The 20,943-nt window shown below is 66.9% G+C and carries 11 protein-coding genes; 4 read left to right on the top strand and 7 right to left on the bottom strand.

Annotated elements, in window-relative coordinates:
* Positions 1 to 6 precede the first annotated feature (6 nt).
* The 6 genes from AC1C2T_RS09770 to AC1C2T_RS09745 all read right to left on the bottom strand — a co-directional run bounded on the left by AC1C2T_RS09770 (position 7) and on the right by AC1C2T_RS09745 (position 7,780).
* Positions 7 to 1,305 (bottom strand): ABC transporter permease, encoded by a 1,299-nt coding sequence (locus AC1C2T_RS09770; protein WP_495362360.1) that lies wholly within the window; start codon positions 1,303 to 1,305, stop codon positions 7 to 9.
* Positions 1,302 to 2,591, bottom strand: a complete 1,290-nt coding sequence (locus AC1C2T_RS09765) for an ABC transporter permease (RefSeq protein ID WP_495362359.1) — start codon at positions 2,589 to 2,591, stop codon at positions 1,302 to 1,304. The genes AC1C2T_RS09770 and AC1C2T_RS09765 overlap by 4 nt, the downstream gene beginning before the upstream one ends.
* Positions 2,588 to 4,132, bottom strand: a complete 1,545-nt coding sequence (locus AC1C2T_RS09760; protein WP_495362358.1) for an ABC transporter ATP-binding protein — start codon at positions 4,130 to 4,132, stop codon at positions 2,588 to 2,590. The genes AC1C2T_RS09765 and AC1C2T_RS09760 overlap by 4 nt, the downstream gene beginning before the upstream one ends.
* Positions 4,133 to 4,300: 168 nt before the next feature.
* A complete protein-coding gene (locus tag AC1C2T_RS09755) occupies positions 4,301 to 5,401 on the bottom strand; it encodes a BMP family lipoprotein (protein WP_495362357.1) in 1,101 nt (366 codons plus the stop codon).
* Between the two features lie 165 nt (positions 5,402 to 5,566).
* Positions 5,567 to 6,637 (bottom strand): BMP family lipoprotein, encoded by a 1,071-nt coding sequence (locus AC1C2T_RS09750; protein WP_495362356.1) that lies wholly within the window; start codon positions 6,635 to 6,637, stop codon positions 5,567 to 5,569.
* Between the two features lie 24 nt (positions 6,638 to 6,661).
* Positions 6,662 to 7,780 (bottom strand): mannose-1-phosphate guanylyltransferase, encoded by a 1,119-nt coding sequence (locus AC1C2T_RS09745; RefSeq protein ID WP_495362355.1) that lies wholly within the window; start codon positions 7,778 to 7,780, stop codon positions 6,662 to 6,664.
* Between the two features lie 226 nt (positions 7,781 to 8,006).
* Here AC1C2T_RS09745 and sdhC point away from each other — a divergent pair, with 226 nt between their 5' ends.
* The 4 genes from sdhC to AC1C2T_RS09725 are packed head-to-tail and all read left to right on the top strand — an operon-like array spanning position 8,007 to position 11,462.
* Complete coding sequence (gene sdhC, locus AC1C2T_RS09740; RefSeq protein WP_495362354.1) at positions 8,007 to 8,429, top strand: succinate dehydrogenase, cytochrome b556 subunit; 423 nt, start codon at positions 8,007 to 8,009, stop codon at positions 8,427 to 8,429.
* A 13-nt stretch (positions 8,430 to 8,442) separates the two neighbouring features.
* Positions 8,443 to 8,874 (top strand): succinate dehydrogenase hydrophobic membrane anchor subunit, encoded by a 432-nt coding sequence (locus AC1C2T_RS09735; RefSeq protein ID WP_495362353.1) that lies wholly within the window; start codon positions 8,443 to 8,445, stop codon positions 8,872 to 8,874.
* A 7-nt stretch (positions 8,875 to 8,881) separates the two neighbouring features.
* Positions 8,882 to 10,705 (top strand): succinate dehydrogenase flavoprotein subunit, encoded by a 1,824-nt coding sequence (sdhA, locus tag AC1C2T_RS09730; RefSeq protein WP_495362352.1) that lies wholly within the window; start codon positions 8,882 to 8,884, stop codon positions 10,703 to 10,705.
* A gap of 1 nt (position 10,706) precedes the next feature.
* The gene (locus tag AC1C2T_RS09725; protein WP_495362351.1) at positions 10,707 to 11,462 is read left to right on the top strand and encodes a succinate dehydrogenase iron-sulfur subunit; all 756 of its coding nucleotides are present in this window, start codon (positions 10,707 to 10,709) and stop codon (positions 11,460 to 11,462) included.
* Positions 11,463 to 11,621: 159 nt separating this feature from the next.
* Here the strand turns inward: AC1C2T_RS09725 and AC1C2T_RS09720 are convergent, their stop codons facing one another.
* Positions 11,622 to 20,624 carry a hypothetical protein gene (locus tag AC1C2T_RS09720; protein ID WP_495385146.1) on the bottom strand — a complete coding sequence of 3,001 codons (9,003 nt, stop codon included), beginning with the start codon at positions 20,622 to 20,624 and terminating at the stop codon, positions 11,622 to 11,624.
* Positions 20,625 to 20,943 lie beyond the last annotated feature (319 nt).

Below are 20,943 nucleotides of genomic sequence, written 5' to 3'. Positions count from 1 at the left end.
CCCGTCTCAAGATTTGATGTATGGCTTGCCGGATGCCGCTGGGCCTCGGGATTGTCCGACGAGACCTGCGACCGCGAAGATCGTCACCAGGTACGGCAGCATCAGCATGAACTCGCTCGGCACGGGCGACCCGATGATGCTCAGTACGTTCTGCAGGTTCGACGCGAACCCGAACAGCAGCGCTGCGAGCGTCGCGCGGATCGGGTCCCATCGGCCGAAGATAACCGCTGCGAGCGCAATGAAGCCCGCACCCGCCGTCATCTCTTTGCCGAAGGCGCCGACCGAACCGAGCGTGAAGTACGCGCCTCCGAGGCCCGCGATCGCGCCGGCCAGCGAGACATTCCAGAAGCGCGTGCCAGTCACGTTGATGCCGACCGTGTCGGCCGCCTGGGGGTGCTCGCCCACTGCGCGCAGGCGAAGACCCCACCGGGTGTGGAAGATGCCGAAGTACACCGCCGCGACGCCGATGTACATGAGGTACACGATGAGCGTCTGGCGGAACAGCACCGGCCCGAGGATCGGGATCTCGGAGAGGAACGGGATGTCGATGCGCTCGAATCGCGGCGGCGCATTCAGGGTCGCGGCGTTGGGCGCCAGCAACTGGGAGAAGAGGAACCCGGTCAGGCCCGTGACGAGCACGTTGAGCACGACACCCACGATGACCTGGTCGACGAAGTACTTGATCGAGAACGCCGCGAGCACGAAGGAGACGAGCATGCCGGCCACCATCGCCGCCAGCAGACCGAGCACCGCCTGCCCGGTGATCGAGGCGACCAGCGCCGACGTGAAGGCGCCCGCGAGCAGCTGTCCCTCGATCGCGACGTTCACGACGCCGACTCGCTCGGAGATGACGCCGCCGAGGGCGCCGAAGATGAGCGGCACGGCGAGGCTGAGCGAGCCGAACAGCAGGCCGGGCACGGGAATCGTCGCGCCGGCCGCTGCCCAGGCGAGGAAGCCGACGAGCGCGAGCACCGCGAAGATCGAGATGAGCCAGAGCGGCGTCTTGCGTCGTTGCACGACGAGCCAGATGCTGATGGCGGTGATCACGAAGAGCAGGATCGTGATGACGATGCCGGTCTCACGGGTGGGCAGGTGCACGTCTGGCAGTTGGATCAGGTCGCGGCCGGTCGAGAGCCGCATGGTGCTGATGCCATCTCGCCCGAAGACGACGAACAGCAGGAGGGCGAGCACGCTGAAGATGCCGAGCGCGACGGGAGTCTTCCAGTTGCGGATGAGTGCCACGGCAGGGCCGGGCGCCGGCTGATGCGGCTCGGTCGGCCGGCTCACAGGGGCGACGGTGCTCACTTGGCCTCCACCTCCTTCGTGACGGACGGGGTCGCTTGTCGAACCGTCTCTGGCGACGGAAGTCGGAAGATCGCCCGCACGAGCGGCGGTGCCGCGATGAACAGCACGATGAGGGACTGCACCACGAGCACGATGTCGATCGGCACGCCTTCGGCAGCCTGCATCGAGAATCCGCCGGCTTTGAAGGCTCCGAAGAGTATTCCGGCGACGAAGACGCCCCACGGGCGTGATCGACCGAGCAGCGCGACCGTGATCGCATCGAAGCCGATGCTCGAGTCGATGCCCGCGCCGAATCCGCTCGTCGTCTGGCCGAGCACCTGGTTGATTCCGGCGAGACCGACGAGCCCGCCCGAGAGGAGCATCGCGTAGACGTACATGCGCTTGACGCTGATGCCCGCGACACGAGCGGCGTTCGGATTGGCACCGACCGCCCGGAACTTGAATCCGAGGTTCGATTTCGAGAGCAGCCACCAGGTGAAGACGGTCGCCGCGATGACGAGGATGAATCCGAAGTGCAGGTTGTAGTTCGGCCCGAGCAGATCGGGGAACACCGCCGTCTCCCTCGTCGCGGGGCTCTTCGGGTTGTTCGATCCTGGCGTCTTGAGGAAGCCCTCGCGCAGCCAGAAACTCACGAGGTAGAACGCGACGTAGTTGAGCATGATCGTCGTGATGACCTCGTGGGCCCCGGTGCGTGCCTTCAACAACCCGACGATGCCGCCCCAGAGCGCACCACCGATGATGCCGACCACGAGCGCGGCGACCATGTGCAGCACGGGCGGCAGTTCGAGTGCGAACCCGACCCAACCGCCGAGCGCCGCGGCGATGAGCATCTGACCGCGTCCGCCGATGTTGAAGAGGCCGACGCGGAACCCGAGCGCCACGCCGAGACCTGCGGCGATGAGGGGCGTCGCGAACGTGAGGGTCTCGGTGAACGGCTTGATTCCGTCGGCGAAGCCCGGGCGCCGGAAGTTGTAGATCGAGCCCTGGAAGAGCGCCGAGTATGCGCCGGCGACGGAGTCCCAGATGGCGACGAGCAGGTCTCCGGGCCGCGCGAAGAAGTAGACGGATGCCGCCTGCACGTCTTTGTTCGTGAAGGCGATCATGACCGCACCCACGATGAGCGCGAGCACGACGGCGAGCACCGAGATGATCGCGTTGCCCGTGGTGATCTCGCGGAAGGCCATGTGCCAGCGCGACGGCTCCTGCGGCTCGGAAGGCTCCGGTGTCGTCGCTGCGTCGGGTGCTGCGGCCTCGTCGGGCGGCGACATGGGTCGATCGGCGCTCATGCGGCGGCTCCTTCTCCGGTAGGTGCGTTCGGGCCGCCGGTGCCTGCGGAGGCGCCGGCCATCATGAGTCCGAGCTCGGCTCGAGGGGTGTCTCCGGGCACGATGCCGACGACACGACCGCGGTACATGACCATGATGCGATCGGCGAGCGCGGCGACTTCGTCGAGCTCGGTCGAGACGACGATGACGGGTGTGCCCGCGTCGCGGGTGGCGACGATGCGCTTGTGGATGAACTCGATCGAACCGACGTCGACACCGCGCGTCGGCTGGGCAGCGACGAAGAGCCTGAGATCGCGGCTGAGTTCGCGCGCGAGCACGACCTTCTGCTGGTTGCCACCGGAGAGCCGGCGCACCGGTTCGTCGATGCCTTGCGTTCGCACGTCGAACTCCGTGACCTTCTCGCGGGCGAAAGCCTCGAGCTGCGCGGTCTGGATGTTGCCGAACCGCACGAACGGTACACCGTCGGATCGATCGAGCATGAGGTTCTCAGCGACGGTGAACTCGCCGACGAGTCCGTCTTCGTTGCGGTCTTCGGGTATGAAGCCGACCCCGGCGTCGAGGATCTTGCGCACTGAACGGCCTCGGAGCGGCTTGCCATCGAGGCTGATCTCGCCGAGCACTCGAGGCTGCAGGCCGAGGAGCGCTTCGGTGAGCTCGGTCTGACCGTTGCCCTGCACACCCGCGATGGCGAGGATCTCACCCTCGGCCACACTGAAGCTCACGTCGTCGACGACGATATGCCCGAGCGGGTCGAGCACCGTGAGATTCTGCACGACGAGAGCCGGCTTGCCTGGCTCGGCCGGCGCCTTGTCGACCGTCAGGTCGACGGCACGACCGACCATGAGCGTCGCGAGCTCTTCGTTGGAGGCGGTCGGCGAGGCCTCACCGACGACCTTGCCCAGCCGGATGACCGTGATGCGGTCGGCGACCTCGCGCACCTCGCGCAGCTTGTGCGTGATGAAGACGATGGAGGTGCCGCTCTCTTTGAGCTGTCGCATGATCGACATGAGCTCGTCGGTCTCTTGTGGTGTGAGCACCGCCGTCGGCTCGTCGAAGACGAGCACGCGCGCGTCGCGCGAGAGTGCCTTGATGATCTCGACGCGCTGCTGAACGCCGACGGGCAGCTCTTCGATGAGAGCGTCGGGATCGACGTCGAACCCGAAACGGTCGGAGATCTCGCGCACCTTCGCGCGTGCGGTCTGCAGGTCGAGCACGCCGCCGGCCTTGGTCGACTCGTGGCCGAGCATGACGTTCTCGGCGACGGTGAAGACGGGGATCAGCATGAAGTGCTGATGCACCATTCCGATGCCGGCCTTCATGGCATCGCCTGGGCCGGCGAAATGCTGCACGACGTCGTCGAGCAGGATCTCTCCGCCATCGGCCTGGTAAAGGCCGTACAGCACGTTCATGAGTGTGGACTTGCCCGCGCCGTTCTCACCGAGCAGGGCGTGGATCTCGCCCGCCTCGACGACGAGGTCGATGTGGTCGTTGGCGACCAGGGCACCGAATCGCTTCGTGATGCCGCGAAGTTCGAGCTTCATGCTTCCAGATTCTATTGAGCGTTGTACAGTCGCGCGATGCCCTGCTCCGATGAGCAGTCGACCGATCGCTCGTCACGCGGGTTGCGTGCGGCCGCAGGAGCATGCGAGAGGGAGGCCGGCTCGTGCCGACCTCCCTCCGGTGCAGGTGCTGCAGGGTCGTGCGGGACCTTACTGCGGGGTCGAGGGCGACTCGACCGTGATGGTGCCGCTGATGATGTCTGCCTTGAGCTGCTCGATCTCGTCGAGCAGCGCCGGGTCGACCTTCGACTCCCAGTCGTGCAGCGGGGCCAGGCCCACACCCTCGTTCTCGAGGGTGCCGATGTAGGGGTCGGCCGAGAACTCGTCGTTGCCGGCGTCGACGATGATCTCACGCGTGGCATCCGTCATCTGCTTCATCACGGAGGTGAGGTACATCTCGCCGAACTCGGGAGCGGTCAGGAACAGGTCGCTGTCGACGCCGATGATGGCGACGTCTTTGCCCGAGTCCTGGATGGCCTGAGCCGAGCCCTGGAAGAGCGGGCCTGCGACCGGGAGGATGATGTCGGCACCCTGGTCGATGAAGCCCTGGGTCAGGGTCTTGCCCTGGTTGATGTCATCGAAGCTGCCGGCCATGGTGCCGTCTTGCGCGGCCTTGTCCCAGCCGAGCACCTTGACGTCGGTGCCCTTGACCTCGTTGTACTTCGCGACGCCGTCGACGAAGCCGTCCATGAAGATCGTCACCGACGGGAACGGCAGGCCGCCGAACGTCGCGACGGTGCCGGTCTTGGTCGTGCCGGCGGCGAGGTAGCCCGCGAGGTATGCGGCCTGCGCGGTGTCGTAGAGCACCGGCTTCACGTTGTCGAGCGTCAACGGCGAGAAGTCGTCGTTCGAGAGCGCCGAGTCGATGAGGGCGAACTCGGTGTCGGTGCTCTCCTGCGCCGCGTCGCGGGTGGCGTTCGCGAGAGCGAAGCCGACCGTCAGGATGAAGTCGCAGCCCTGGTCGACCATGCTCGAGACGTTGCTCTCGTACTGGTCTTCGGACTTCGACTCGGCCTGCTTGAATTCGACGCCGAGCTCTTCTGCCGCCTCGGTGATGCCATCGAAGCTCGACTCGTTGAACGAGTGGTCGTCGAAGCCACCGAAGTCCGAGACGATGCAGGGCAGGAAGTCGGGGGCGCCGGCGTCGCCGGAACCGCCTTCTTCGGGTGCGGCTGCACAGCCGGCGAGCAGCACAGCTGCGCCGAACAGTGCGAGGCCGCCCATGGCGGCCTTCTTGATCGTGACCTTCACTGTGTCCTCCAAAGACTGCGCCCCGACCGTTCCGAGGCTCGTGCAGTCACGTTACCGAATGTTGCGTCGCGCGCCGCGGCCTGAGGGGCACGCGGCATCCAATGGTTATCAAGACGCGATGTTCTGCTCATATGAGCAGGGCGGAGACCTCGTGAACGGGGGTGCTCAGCCACGTTCAGGGGCGCTCGGCGACTCGACGACGATCTCACCGGCGATGATCGCCTGCCGGAGTCCCTCGAGCTCACCGTCGAGCGCGGGCGGCACGAGCGACTCGAGGTCGTGATACGGCGCGATCTCCACCCCGCCGTTCTCGAGTGTGCCGATGAACGGCTCGTTGTCGAACGCCCCGTCGAGCACGTCGCCGACGATCTCGACCATCGCGTCCTGGGTGTTCTTCAGCACGCTCGTGAGCACGAGACCGTGGAACTCGGCGGGCAGCACGTCGTAGCCGTCGCTGTCGACCCAGATCACCGAGACGCCGGCATTCTCGCTCGCGGCCGCCGCCGCCCCCTCGCCCACCTGCCCGGCCACGGGCAGGATGACGTCGGCACCCTGGTCGATGAATGCTTGCGTGAGTGTCTTGCCCTTCGAGATGTCCTCGAAGTCGCCGGTGAAGGTGCCGTCTTGCGCGGCCTTGTCCCAGCCGAGGGCGCGCACCTGTGCGCCGTGCACCTCGTTGTACTTCGCGACGCCGTCGACGAAGCCGTCCATGAAGAGGGTGACCGGCGGCTGGTTGCCGCCGCCGAACGTCGCGACGACACCCGTCTTCGAGACGCCCGCCGCGAGATAGCCGGCGAGGTACGCCGCCTGCGCGGTGTCGAAGACGACCGGCTTCACGTTGTCGGCCTCGACCGTCTCGTCGACGATCGCGAAGGCGACGTCGGGGTTCTTGCCCGCCTGGTCGAGCGTCGACTCGGCGAGCTCCCATCCGACGGTGACGATGAGCTCGCAGCCCGAGTCGACCGCCTGCTGCACGTTCGGTGCCAGGTCGGTCTCCCCTGTGGAGACGATCGCCTCGGTGGTGACGTCGTACACGTCTTCAGCCGCCTGCAGCCCCTCCCAGCTCGACTGGTTGAAGGAGCGGTCTTCGAGGCCGCCCGAGTTCGTGACCATCCGCACGCACGATTCACTCGCCTCGCCGCCGTCACCGCCTTCTGGCGCAGGGGCGCACGAGACGAGGGCGACGGATGCCGCGACCAACGTCGCACCCGCGATGATGCTTCGACCCAGAGACATCCGGAACCCGCTCTCTCGCGCTCGCTAGAGCACGTCGCTCGAACCGCCGAGGCGAAGGGCGTCGACGACCGCTTTGACCCGCTGCGCATGCTCGCTCGTGGTGACGAGAAGCGCATCCGGCGTGTCAACGACGACGATATCGTGCACGCCGATCAAGCTGATGACCCGCTTCGAGCGGCTGATGACGATGCCGCTGGACGCGTCGGAGAGCACGCGGGCGTTCTCTCCCAGGATCGCGAGCTCGCCGGAGCGGCCCGCGGTGTTGAGCTTGGCGAGCGAGGCGAAGTCGCCCACGTCGTCCCACGCGAAGTGACCGCGGATGACCGCGAGGCGACCCTCGGCAGCGGCAGGCTCTGCGACCGAGTAGTCGATCGCGATCTTCTCGAGCCGCGGCCAGATGCGATCGACGGCGGGGCCGCGCTTGTCGGGGTCGTCCCACGCCGCTGCGAGTTCGACGAGCCCCGCGTGCAGTTCGGGCTTGTTGCGCGCGATCTCGGCGAGGAGCGCGTCGGCCCGGGCGATGAACATGCCCGCGTTCCAGAGGTGCTTGCCGCCCGCGAGGTAGCGCTTGGCCGTTGCGAGATCGGGCTTCTCGACGAAGCTCGCGACCGCCTCGACGTGCGCGGCTCCTTCGACGTCGACGGTTGCGCCGCACTCGATGTAGCCGAAGCCGACGGCGGGCTCGGTCGGCGTGATGCCGATCGTGGCGATGTAACCCGCCCGGGCGGCCGCGACGGCGTCGACGACGGCGGCCCGGAAGAGGGCCGTTCCCGAGATCACGTGGTCGGCTGCGAACGAGCCGACGATGACACCCGGCTCGCGTCGTTCGAGGATCGCGGCGGCGAGCCCGATCGCGGCCGTGGAGTCGCGGGGCTCGCTCTCGAGCACGATGTTGTGGTCGGCCAGACCCGGCAGCTGCGCTTCGACCGCGGCGCGATGCGCGCGACCAGTGACGACCATGATGCGGTCGGCGCCCGAGAGCGGCACGAGGCGATCCCAGGTGTCTTTGAGGAGCGTCTGGCCGGAGCCGGTGAGGTCATGCAGGAACTTCGGCGCGTCGGCGCGGGAGAGCGGCCAGAGCCGCGATCCGACACCGCCGGCGGGAATGACGCTGTAGAAGCCGTCGATGGGGGTTGCGTCCATCAGCACAGCGTAACCGGGGGCGGTCACGGGCGCTTCGTCAGGCTCAGCGAGCGGAGACAGACTCAGCGAGCGCAGACAGGCTCCGCGGCATCCGTTATCTCGATGTCGAGAGAGTAAGGCTGGCCTAAGCGGCGGCCCGACTGGGTGCGGGTCTACACTCGAATCGGGTCGTGTGCCCAAATCAGCCCGCGTTCGGGGCGATGCACACAGCCAAGGAGGGTTGTTCATGCCAGAGACTTCGGCGGGAACCCTGACCGCACCCGCGAAGCCCGCGAAACAGAGGCCCGGCGGCACCCTGTACCGCGGAAACGAGGGCATGTGGTCGTGGGTACTGCACCGCATCACCGGTGTCGCGATCTTCTTCTTCCTCCTCGTGCACATCCTCGACACGGCGCTCGTGCGAGTGAGCCCCGAGGCCTACAACGCGGTCATCGGCACGTACCAGACGCCCATCATGGGCCTCGGCGAGGTCGCCCTCGTCGGCGCGATCGTCTTCCACGCCTTCAACGGCTTGCGCATCATCCTCGTCGACTTCTGGTCGTGGGCGACCCGGCATCAGAAGCTGCTGTTCTACATCGTCGTCGGCCTCTGGGTCGTGACGATGCTGGCGTTCGTGCCGCGCCACCTCATCAACGTCTTCAGCCACTAGGGAGCCGCGGGACATGACTGCCATGGAATTCTCCGATAGGCCGCGCCGCCGCGGCGTCAACTGGGAGAAGTGGGGCTGGATCTACATGCGCGCGTCTGGCGTCGTGCTGATCGTGCTCATCTTCGGCCACCTCTTCGTGAACCTCATGGTCGGCGACGGCGTGAAGGCCATCGACTTCGGCTTCGTCGGCGGCAAGTGGGCCGACCCGTTCTGGCAGTGGTGGGACGTGCTGATGCTCTGGCTCGCGCTAATCCACGGCGCCAACGGCATGCGCACGCTCGTCAACGACTACACGAACCCGGGTGTCGTGCAAAAGGTGCTGAAGGGCGCCCTGTTCGCCGCCGCCGCTGTGCTCATCATCCTCGGCACGCTCGTCGTCTTCACCTTCGAGCCGTGCCCGGTGGGCGCGCCTGCCGACCTGCTTCCCTCGTTCTGCGCTGCATAGGAGATCCGTGAACACCCAGAACGCCGACGCCGAGACCCAGGTCATCGACGGCGTCCACTACCACCAGTTCGACATCGTCATCGTGGGTGCCGGCGGCGCCGGCATGCGTGCGGCGATCGAGGCCGGCCCGGGCGCCAAGACCGCGGTCATCTCCAAGCTCTATCCCACCCGTTCGCACACGGGCGCTGCGCAGGGCGGCATGGCCGCGGCGCTCGCGAACGTCGAAGAAGACAACTGGGAGTGGCACACCTTCGACACCGTCAAGGGCGGCGACTACCTCGTCGACCAAGACGCGGCCGAGATCCTCGCGAAAGAGGCGATCGACGCGGTCATCGACCTCGAGAACATGGGCTTGCCGTTCAACCGCACGCCCGAGGGCAAGATCGACCAGCGACGCTTCGGCGGCCACACTCGCGATCATGGCAAAGCGCCCGTGCGTCGCGCCTGTTACGCGGCAGACCGCACGGGTCACATGATCCTGCAGACGCTCTTCCAGAACTGCGTGCGGCTCGGCATCAACTTCTTCAACGAGTACTACGTGCTCGACCTCGTCATGACCGAGGTCGACGGGCCCGATGGATCGAAGACGAAGCAGCCGTCGGGCGTCGTCGCCTACGACCTCGCCTCGGGTGAGCTGCACGTCTTCCAGGCCAAGGCCGTGATCTTCGCGACCGGCGGGTTCGGCAAGATCTACAAGACCACTTCGAATGCCCACACCCTCACGGGCGACGGCGTCGGCATCATCTGGCGCAAGGGCCTGCCGCTCGAAGACATGGAGTTCTTCCAATTCCACCCGACCGGCCTCGCCGGTCTCGGAATCCTGCTCACCGAGGGTGCCCGCGGTGAGGGTGCAATCCTTCGAAACGCGTCGGGCGAGCGCTTCATGGAGCGCTACGCCCCCACGATCAAAGACCTCGCACCCCGTGACATCGTCGCGCGCTGCATGGTGCAGGAGGTCGCAGAGGGGCGCGGCGCCGGCCCCCACAAAGACTATGTACTGCTCGACTGCACCCACCTCGGTGCAGAGGTGCTCGAGACGAAGCTGCCCGACATCACCGAGTTCGCCCGTACGTACCTCGGCGTCGACCCCGTGTACGAGCCCGTGCCCGTGATGCCGACCGCGCACTACGCGATGGGCGGCATCCCCACGAACGTGGCCGCAGAGGTGCTCTCCGACAACGACACCGTCGTGCCGGGGCTCTACGCCGCAGGCGAGTGCGCGTGCGTCTCGGTGCACGGTTCGAACCGCCTCGGTACGAACTCGCTGCTCGACATCAACGTGTTCGGAAAGAGGGCAGGCAACAACGCCGTCGCCTACGTGCAGAATGTCGACTTCACCCCGCTCCCGGATGACCCGGCCGCCGCGGTACGCGGCATGCTCGAACAGCTCCGCGACTCGAACGGCACCGAGCGCATCGCCGCGATCCGCAAAGATCTGCAAGACGAGATGGACAAGAACGCCCAGGTGTTCCGCACCGACGAGTCGCTCGAGCACGTGACGACGGTCATCGCCGCGCTCCGCGAGCGGTACAAGAACGTCGCGGTGCACGACAAGGGCCGGCGCTTCAACACCGACCTGCTCGAGGCCGTCGAACTCGGCTTCCTGCTCGACCTCGCTGAGGTCGTCGTCTACTCCGCCCGCAATCGCAAAGAGAGCCGCGGCGGGCACATGCGCGACGACTTCCCGAAGCGCGACGACGAGAACTACATGCAGCACACGATGGCGTACCTGTCGGGCGACGCGCATTCGTCCGACGCGGCCGACCACATCCGGCTCGACTGGAAACCGGTCACGATCACCCGCTACCAGCCCATGGAGAGGAAGTACTGACGTGAGCACTGCAACGCTCGAGAACCCGCCGACGGATGCGATCCAGTCATTCACGGTCACCTTCCTGATCCGCCGCTTCGACCCCGAGGTCGACACCGAGCCGCGCTGGCAGGACTTCGACGTCGAGATGTTCGCGACCGACCGCGTGCTCGACGCCCTTCACAAGATCAAGTGGGAGCAAGACGGCTCGCTCACGTTCCGCCGCTCCTGCGCCCACGGCATCTGCGGCTCCGACGCGATGCGCATCAACGGCCGCAACCGCCTCGCGTGCAAGACGCTCATCAAAGACCTCGACATCTCCAAGCCCATCTACGTGGAGGCCATCAAGGGCCTGCCGCTCGAGAAGGACCTGATCGTCGACATGGAGCCGTTCTTCGCGAGCTACCGCGAGGTGCAGCCGTTCCTGATCGCGGGCGCAGCACCCGTGGCAGGCAAAGAACGGGTGCAATCGGTCGCCGAGCGAGCCATCTTCGACGACACCACGAAGTGCATCCTCTGTGCGGCGTGCACCTCGTCGTGCCCCGTCTTCTGGACCGACGGCCAGTACTTCGGCCCGGCTGCGATCGTGAACGCGCACCGCTTCATCTTCGACTCGCGCGACGAAGGCGCCCAGACCCGCCTCGACATCCTCAACGACAAAGAGGGTGTGTGGCGCTGCCGCACGACCTTCAACTGCACCGAGGCGTGCCCCCGCGGCATCGAGGTGACGAAGGCGATCGCCGAGGTCAAGCAGGCCATCATGCGCGGCAAGCCGTAATCGCAGCTCGAAACGGGGTCGGTGCCGGAAGGCATCGGCCCTGTTTTCAGTTGGAGTCTCGATACGCGTCGTCGCTTCGCGGCGGCGCTACTCGACCGATGGAGCTGGCACGAGAGAGGGCCGGGTCATCGACCCGGCCCTCTTCATGATGAGGTGCAGCTACTCGGCGGACTCCTCAGCGCGACGACGACGGATCATCATCACGACGAGCAAGAGCGCACCGGCGACGAGCAATCCGCCCGCGCCCCACAGGAACGGCACCCCTGCGAACCCGGTGGAGGCGATGGCGCCGGGCTGCGGAATCCTGACGGGGACCGTCGAGTGATCGCACAGCACCGGCAGTGCGGGATCGATGGCCGACATCAGCCCGACCTCCGCCTCAGGCGTCTCCTCCTGGTTCGCCAGGTTGTTCCAGCAGACCTGGCCCGTGTTGTCGATGCTCGACTGCTTGGTGCCGGGGTTCAGCGTCACGTTGAGCACCACATCGGGGGCGTCTGGCACAGTGCCACCGATCATGCCGTTCAGCACGCAGTGCAGCGTGCCGCCATAGCCGTTCGAACTCGTGCCGGTGACCGCGCAGGAGTCCCAACGAGGGAAGGCGGGAGCAGGAGCCGTCGTGATCGCATTGACCTTGAGGTCAGCGGGAATCTCGTCCGTCAGCTCCATGGCCTCGACCGCGCCGAGCCCCGTGTTGGTGACCGCCAGTGTGTAGTCGAACGAGCTGCCCGGCTTCGCGTCAGTCACGCTCGACGTCTTCTCGATCGACACGCCCGGCTCACGTTCGACCACACAGGCCGGCGTGCGCATCGGGTAGACCGCGAGCACCGACTGGTTCGGGTTGACCGAGAAGTTGATCGTCATCGGGTTGGTCTGATCGGCGAAGGCGTAGCTCGGGAGGTTCGAGTCCTTCACCATGTTCTCCCACTCGTCGACGATGCCGTTCTGGCCGACGACGTCGCCCTCTTCGAGCAGGCGCCAACCGGGCCATCCGATCGAGATGCCATCGTCGTTCACCACGCCATACGGCCAGAGCGTCCGACCGTTGCGCTCCTCCCACGGAATCTCCGTGGTGAAGGGCTCTGCATCGGGATAGATGGTCTGGTCAGGCGTCCACGTGACCGTGATCGGGCCCGGAGCGACCGAGTCGGTCGTCAGCACGTTGTAGTGCAGGTACGGCACGTCGTTCTCGCACTGGACGAAGGCGTTCGACTCCATGGCCAGCGTCGGAACATCGGCCGGGTCGCAGTCGTTCGTCGGGTCGATGTCGTGCTCGTCGACGAGGACGCACGCGGTGTTCTCGATGTCGGCCGGCGTCAGAATCGGAGGCTGCTCCGCCGGGTTCTCGGGTACCTGCGGTCCGACGACGTTGTCCTTCAACGTCACGTGGATCGTGATGGTCGCCATCGCGCCCGGCCCGAAGGTCGACAAGCTCGTGGCGGTCAACGTGTTGTCGACGACGTTGTGGTCCCAGGTTCCGGTCGAGACGATCGTGACATCGGCCTCAACGAACTCGAGCGAGTCGGGCAGGGTGTCGGTGACGATCGCGCCTTCGACCGAGGTCGGGCCATTGTTCGTCACGGTCAGCACCCAGTCGAACTCATTGTCGGCACTGCTGGCCTCAACCGCGTCGACGCCGTCGGGCAGCACCGCAGTCTTCTCGATGCCGACGTCGACGATCGGAATGTCGGCGCAACCGCTGATCGGCGTCTCGATCGTGCCGCTCGTGAAGAGCGCCCCGTTGAAGAAGCCGTGGCCGCTCTCGGTCGCAACGCACTTCGCGAGGTCGAGATCGGTGATCTTCGTGATGTCGACCACAGCCTGGATCGTCCAGGTCTGTGCGACGCCGGCGAGAATCTCCCTGTCGTCGGCGAGCACGGTGTCGTCACCCGTGCCGGTCCAGCCGGCGACCGGGTCGCCGTCCGGGTCCGTTGCCGTCGCGGTGAACGTCACGCCCTCCGGGAGGGCCGGCTCGTCGCTCAGGTCGTAGTAGAGGTCCTTCTCGGGGTCGGCGGTGACGACGATCTCGTAGTTCACCGTCCAGGTGCCGTCGGGACCCTCGACAGGCGTTCCGACGACGTGCTTCTCAGCCATGGCGCGCCCCGGCTCATCGCACGCTGAGGCCTCGGTCGGCAGCCCGCCGACGGTGATGATGGCCGTGTTGCTGAAGCCCCCCTCCGTCTCGGTGCACTGCGTGGTCTCGTCGTTCCACGCATCCTCGGTCACCGTCGCGTTCACGGTCACGAGGTACTCGTGGGTGTGTTCCGGAGCGGTGAGGATGGTGCCATCGGCAAGCACCGCGAGGGGGTCGGTGGACGGATCGATCCATGCCCCGCTGGTGCCGCCGGGGCCGGTCCACGTTGCCGAGCCGACCGTGATGCCCGCGCCGAAGTCGCCGAGCGTGTCGCTGAGGTCGTAGGTCACGGCCGAGACGGGACTCTCGTCGGTCACCGTGATCTTGTACTCGATCGTCCAGGTGCCGTCGGCGTTCTGCTCGTTCGAGACGACCGTCTTATCGAGGGTGTAGGTGGCCGGAACCGCCGTGTTGGTGATCTCGCAGGTCACCTCCTGGCCGGGCTGGAGCACAACCGCTCCCCCGACGACCGGCGGCACGAGCGGCGCGACGCCGTTCGTTGCCCGGCAGGTCCAGAGCGAGGCGGTGAACTCGTCTTCGCCTTCGAAGTCCGCAGACTCCGTGAGCGTGTACCCGAGGTTCGAGTCGACCTGACCGGTCGCCGTGCCAGCTCCCGTCACGACCGGTGGGTTCGCGCCGTCCGCCGCGGACAGGGTCCAGAGGGTCGCGGGGAAGTCCGGAACGATCTCGGCGGGCTGCACGATCTTCTCGAGCGTCAGCGTCGGCGCGACATCCGTGTTGGTGATGTCGCAGTCGACGGTTGCGCCGAGCCCGGTGACCGTGAGGGTCGCGCTCGTGGCACCGGGTGTCGAGACGAGGGTGAAGGCGTCATCACCCTGCGGCGAGGTGCAGGTCCACGTCGAGGAGACGTTGTACGAGACCCCGTCGGGGAAGGTGGTGCTCACCTCGTTGAGGGCGTAGCCGACGTTCAGCGCGGCCGATCCGCTCGCAGTACCCGCTCCCGTGAAGGCGTCGCTGTCGTTTCCGACGTTGGTTCCGCTGAGGGTCCAGTCGGTGGGCACTGCTGCGCCCCCGTGCTGGTTGTCGACGTGCTTCTCGAGGTTCACCGTCTGCACGCAGGTGACGGGATTCGTCACCGTGAAGGTGGACACCGTGCCCGAGAGCGTCTGCTGGCCTGTGCCGGTCGGGTTCTGCGCGGTGCATCCGGTCGGAACGACCACGGCCGACTCGCCGACGGTCACGTCGTCGCCATCGGTGTACGGCCCTTGCTCGGTGCTCCAGGGCACGTCTTGGCCGTTGAGTGTGGCCTGGGCCGAGAAGCCGGCCGGGAGGGACTCGCTGTCCCACTCGATCGGCTGACCGCCGTTGATGGTCCACATCTTCTCGAGCACCACGACCACCGGAACGTCGAAGCACGCATCGTCGGTGTAGGTGTCGCCCGAGGTCACGGTCGCCGTGTTCTCGAGGCCCTGCGTCTCACAACTCAGCGAGGGGTCGGTCGCGTCGGGGGCGACGGTGAACTTGACGAGCACCGTGAAGACGTCGCTCGCGCCGCCCGGCAGTGCCTGGTTTGCCACGATCGTGTCGGTCGTCGGCGGCACCGCACTCCAGCCCGGGTTGACCGTCGCGTCAGCGCTCGTCACCGTGCGCTCCGTGATGGTGGCCGCGTCGGCGAAGTCGGGCGTGTCTGCGAGGTCGTAGACGAGTCCCTGGGCCGGCGAGGTGTTCGCCACGGTGATCGAGTAGCTCGCCTCCCAATGGCTGCCCACTCGGGTGACCGATCCCTGAGCGACCTTCGTCACCTCGGGCTCGGCGGGCACACCGCAACCGGTGTCGGTCTGGGTGCTCGTACCGGACGTTATCGCCGCCTCGTTCAGGAACCCGACATTCGGGGCATCCTCGCTCGGGGTGCAGGTGTCGGTCGTCGGGTCCTCGAACGCCGCCTTGCTGACGTTCGCGGTCACCGTGACGGTGAACTGCTCGGTGACGCCGACGCCGATCGTGCGCTCGGAGGCGACGAGGTCGACCGTCGGGTTCGTCGACGGATCGGCCCAGCTGCCCGAGGTCGTTCCCGACCACTCGGCAGTGAGGACCTCGATCTCGGGGCCGAACTTCAGGGTGTCCGCCAGCGTGTACTTCGTGATGTACGTGGCGTTGCCCGTGACCGTGATCGGGTAGGTGATGGTCCACGCGCCGTCGCCGCCCTGCACGACCGTCGGGTCGCCCTTGACGACTGTCGGCACTCCGCCGTCGGTGATGTCGGTGCAGTCCGTGTCTTCCAGCTCGAACTGACCGCTCGTGAGCAGAGCCGTGTTGAAGAAGCCCTTGCCCGCGGTCGGCGTGGTCGGCACGCACTCGCGATCGGCCTCAGGCACCGAGCCCGAGGGCACGTCGACGTTCAGCACGATCGTGTAGACGTGCGTCTCACCGGCCGCGATCGCCGTGTTGCCGGCGACCGCGATCGCTCCGCCGGTGTACGCCTCGACGGCACCGCCGTTGATCTGGTACGAGATGTAGTCGACTCCTGCCGGGAAGCCCGGCTCGTCGTCGAGCGAGTAGTGCGAGGGCTTGGCGCCCGGCGCCGTGTTCGACACCGTGAGCGTGTAGCTCACATTCCAGCTGCTGTCGGGCTGCTGGGCCGCGGTGGCACCGGCCTTCACAATGGCCGGAACACTCGGCGTGTCGCACGCGGTGTCTTCGGTGTCGACCCCTGCGACGGTCAGCGTCGCGAGGTTGTTGAAGGCGCCGGGGTCCGACGTGTCCGTCGGGCAGGTCGATTGGGCGGGTGTGAGCGTGGGACCCGTGAGCGCGATGCCCGTGACCGTGATGCGGTAGACGTCACTCGGGTCGGGGTCGCCAGCCGCGAGGTAGTTGCCCGTCGCGAGCGCGGTTCCGTTCGTCCACGGTGCCGGTGCGGCGCCGTTCTTCGCGAGCGACAAGGTCGCACCCGAGATGTCGACGCCGGTTCCGAACTTCGTCGTATCGACGAGGTCGTAGACGCCGCCGATCGCTCCGGTGTTCGTGACGGTGATGTCGTAGGCGATCGACCAGGTTCCGTCTTCGGCCTGGCTCACCGAGTCGGGCACGACGGTCTTGTCGTGCACGATCGTCGGCTCGTCGACCGTGACGCAACCGGTTGCGTCACCGGTCTGGTTGCCTGACGTGGCGGTCGCGGTGTTGTCGAGACGGTTGTCGGCGTTCGAGCACTCGAGTGCCGGAGCATCCGCCCCGATCCTAACCGTCACCGCGATCGTGTAGACGTGCGTGTCGACGCCGGCGGTACCGGCGAGCGTCACGTTGTCGGCGAGGGCGGTGTTCGGCGCGACGCCGGTCCAACCGGGCACGAGGGTGACGCCGGCCGGCGGGGCGGCGACGGCGCTCAGCACCTCGACGGTCGCCGGGTAGTCGAGCTCGTCGGCGAGGTCGTACTGAACGTTCGTGGTGGCCGAGGGGTTCGTCACCGTGATCGTGTACGGCAGCGTCCAGGTGCCGTCACCGTTGTCGACGGCGGTGCCGCCGACCTTTGCGATCGTCGGGTTGACGGGCAGTGAGCAGTCCTGTGCGGGGTACTCGACGCTGCCCACGGTCATGACCGCGGTGTTGAGGAATCCGACGGTGCCGGGGGTGCCGGCGTCGCACTCGGTGGGGTTCGTGCCGGTGAAGTCGGCGTCTGCATCGACCGTCGCGTTGACCGTGACGTGCCAGGTGTGCGAGGTGCCCTTGGCAAGCGTGGGTTCACCGGCGAATGCCTGCAGGTTGCCGAACGGCACGGACCAGGCCGTGACCGCGCCCGGCGGAGCGGGCAACGTGCGCTGGTAGCTCGCGCTGTTGATCGTGACGTTGCTGCCGAACTCGAGCGTGTCGGTGAGGCTGTAGGTCAGGTTCTCGAAGGCGCTCGGGTTCGTCACGACGATGTCGTAGCCGATGTCCCAGCTCACCCCGTCGGCGTTCGGCGTCGGCACTGCCGCGGTCTTCACGATCGTCGGCGTGATCGACTTCAGCGTGTTCGTGACGGTGCAGTCGACCTCGTCGCCCGCACCGAGCGCCGCGACGTTCGGACCCGGAAGGGGATCTTCGCCGTTCACCGAACAGAGCCAGGTGCCGGCCGCGAACTGGTCGGCGTTCGGCAGATCGGTCGACTCCGAGAGCGTGAGCGCGACTCCGGCGGGAACGTCGACGAAGCCGTCGGTACCGCCGTCGCCACTGGCCACGATGGTGTCGTCATCGTTGCGCGTTGCGGCGAGCAGCCACTCGTCGGCGGGAGCGACGTCCCCGGTCACGACCTTGGTCAGCTTGAGCTTCGGTGCGATCGGGGTGTTCGTGAAGACGCAGATCGCCTCGCCGACGGCCGGAAGGGTGACGCTCGTCGCTTCGACGTAGGCGCCGTTCGGGCCGGTGTTGCACTGCAGGGAGACCTGCTCCCACCCCGCGGGGCCGCCTGCCTCAGTGAGGTCGTAGGCCTTGTCGGGGCGGATGTAGATCGTCGTGCCGGTCGTGACCGTCTGTGCCTCGAGGCCATCGATCACGGGCGCCTGCGGCGTCGCGGTGAGGTCCCAGTCGCTCGGGTCGGCCGTCACGCCGGCGAGCGGCACGATGACCTTCCGCAGCTCGAGCGCCGCGGTCTGGTTGACGGCCGAACAGCGCACGTAGTAGCCGAGCGGCACCGTCACGCCGCCGTTGGCACCGTCGGCGAAGCCGGCGAGCACGTTGCCCTGGGCATCGGTCTGCACGCAGTTCCAGCTGCCGGTCGCCGGGGGCGTCACGACAGCGCCCTCGATGATCGTCTGCAGGTAGCGGGGGTCACCGTCTTCGGTGAGCGGGTAGCGCACGATCGGCGTGACGGGTGCGGAGACACCGCTCTGCCCGTTCGGTCCGGCCAGCGCGCCGTCGGGTGCGACGGCGTCGAGCTCCCAATCGCTGATGGCGGCGTCGCCGTTGGCGACCTGCTTGACGAGCGTGAGATCGGCAGTGCAGTCGACCTCGTTCGTGATGGTGTAAGTATTCTCACCCGACGCGAGAGTCGGCGTGTACGGCAGCGCCTGATCGACGGGCGCACCGTTCGCGAGCGTGACCCGGCTCGAGGTGACTTCGCAGAGAGTTCGGGTACCGACGCCGGTGGTTTCGCTGATCTTCACGTCGTCACCAGCGGTGTACCCGCCCTGCACCACACCGAACGGGCGGTTCTCGTCGTCGAGCAGCAGCTGAGCGGTGAGGCCGATCGGCTGATCGCCGTTCGCAAAGGTCTGACCGTTGACAACCCACGTCTTGTCGACGCGAATGTTCGCCTGTGGCTCGGGCGGTCGGTTCCAGACCATGCAGGAGATCGCGCCCGTCGCGGTCACCGGAAGGGTGAACGAGGTCGCGCCGGTGTTCGTCACCGGCACGGATGCCCCGGAGCTGACATTCGTGCAGACGGCGTTGTTGCCGTCCGTCGTCACGATCGTGTGGCCGGGCTGCTGTGTCTCGGTGACCGACACTGTGCCCGAGGGCGTGCCGCCTGCGAAGTCCAGGGGGAAGTTCACCGCGCCGGTGACGGCGGCGGTCGAATCGGTCTGCGTCGCCGGGTCGATGCCGCCGGTCGTCGGCGCGACGGTGAACTCCCAGCCTCCGGTCGGGACGGCACCGGTCTTGTCTTCACCCTGGGTGCCTTCGTCGACGACCTGCTTGACGATCGAGACCGACCCTTCGCAGTCACCGAGCGCGAGAGCGCGGAGCGCCTCGCCTGCTTCGGTGTAATCGCTCGTCTGGTAGTAGTCCGAATTCAGGTCGGGGCCCGAGATACCGATCAGGTTCTCGGGGTCGCCTTCGACGCCCTCGCCGACTCCGACCGCGACGACGCGGGTGCCGAGATCCTTGAGCGCGTTCGAAGAGAAGATGCCGTTCTCGACCTCGCGGAACCGGGTGCGGTTTCCGGGGCCCTCGTCGTTGCCGTACACCGTCGGGTTGCCGTCGGTGAGCACGATGGCCAGATCGTACGAAGTTCCGCCGAGCGCGACCTGGGAGATGCCCGTGTCCCAGTTCGTCGCCTCCACCGGTGTGCCGAAGCCGTCGATGTGGGTCTTGATGGTCGTCGCGCTCTCAGGAGTCGAGACGGGGGTGATCGGCAGGTTGCTGCCGACGCTCGCCGGCGCGACGTTGTTGAAGGTGAACAGTCCGATCTGCGACGGAGTACCGGTCAGTGCGTCGACGAATCCCTTCGCCGCGTTCTTCAGCTCCGTTTGGTACGGCGCGACAGACCCCGAGAGGTCGATGATCAGCGCGACGTCGATGCCGCACTGCTGCGGCTGGTCGGGGTTGACGCGGGAGTTCTGCCAGATTCCGCCGGATGCCTGGTTGTTGGTGTTTCCCGTAGCGACCATGAAGTCCGACTGCGACGAGTACGTCTGGCCGCCGCGCAGCAGGTTCCCGGTACGGAAGGTGTACTGCTGGGCGCTCGGGTTGGTGCCGATGGCGAGCTCGTCGTTGTCGAACCAGTCCGTGGGCACACCCTCCTGCACGACCCAGAATCGGCGGTCGCGATTCGCTGCGTTGTTGTTGGTGTTCGGCACCGTGAACGAACAATCGCCGTCGGCGTCTGAGACGCAAGTTGCCCAGCCATCAGCGACCGGCGTCGTCGGGCCGTTCGTGCCGTCGTAGAGGCGCAGCGTCACTCCGGCCAACGCCGAGACCGCCGACGGACCCACGCGATCGCCGCCGACCTTGACCGTGATCACCGACTGGGTGTTCGACGGGTCGGGGATGAGCATCGGCCCGATCTCGATCGGCGCGTCCTTGCTCGCGGGCGCCTCCTCGGTCGGAGTCTCGTCGGCCGGCGCCTCCTCAGCGGGAGCCTCTTCAACCGGCGTCTCCGCAGGCGGCTCCTCTGCCGGTGTCCCCTCTGCCGGAGCAGGTGCCGCGGGCGTCTCAGTCGACGACTCTTCGCTCGGCTCTTCGCCCGGCGTAACCCCATCTTGCGACTCGCTCACCGCGACATCCGGAGTTGCCGGCGTCGGCTGCTCGGCGAATGCCGTCATCGGCAAGCCGATCGCGAGCAGTGCGCCGACCGACAGCGATGCGATGAGCGCGCTCAATCGACGCTTCCTGAGCTCCGCGCGCAGTCGACGTGATCGACGGGGGCGGGTGGAGTCGTCATGAGATGCGTTGTCGAGCCAGCTGTGCATGATGGTCGAACCTTCTCCTCGGCTGAGATCGCAGAACTTGAGTCGTTACACGATCGCGCCGAGTCAAACAGAGGCGAAGGGGCGCGTGTAAGGACACCAGTGGCACCAGTCCGGGGGGTCCCGATTGAGCCGAATTCGCCACTGGTCAGGCTTTTCACGCGACTTGTCACCTGAATGCGGGGTATGCGAGCTTTACTCGATTTCCCCCGAACGAGGGTCGCAATCCGTC

The sequence above is a fragment of the Agromyces sp. Y558 genome (genome assembly GCF_059445415.1).
Note: the sequence above shows the minus strand (reverse complement) of the source record. Positions and strands in the feature narration are given on the sequence as shown.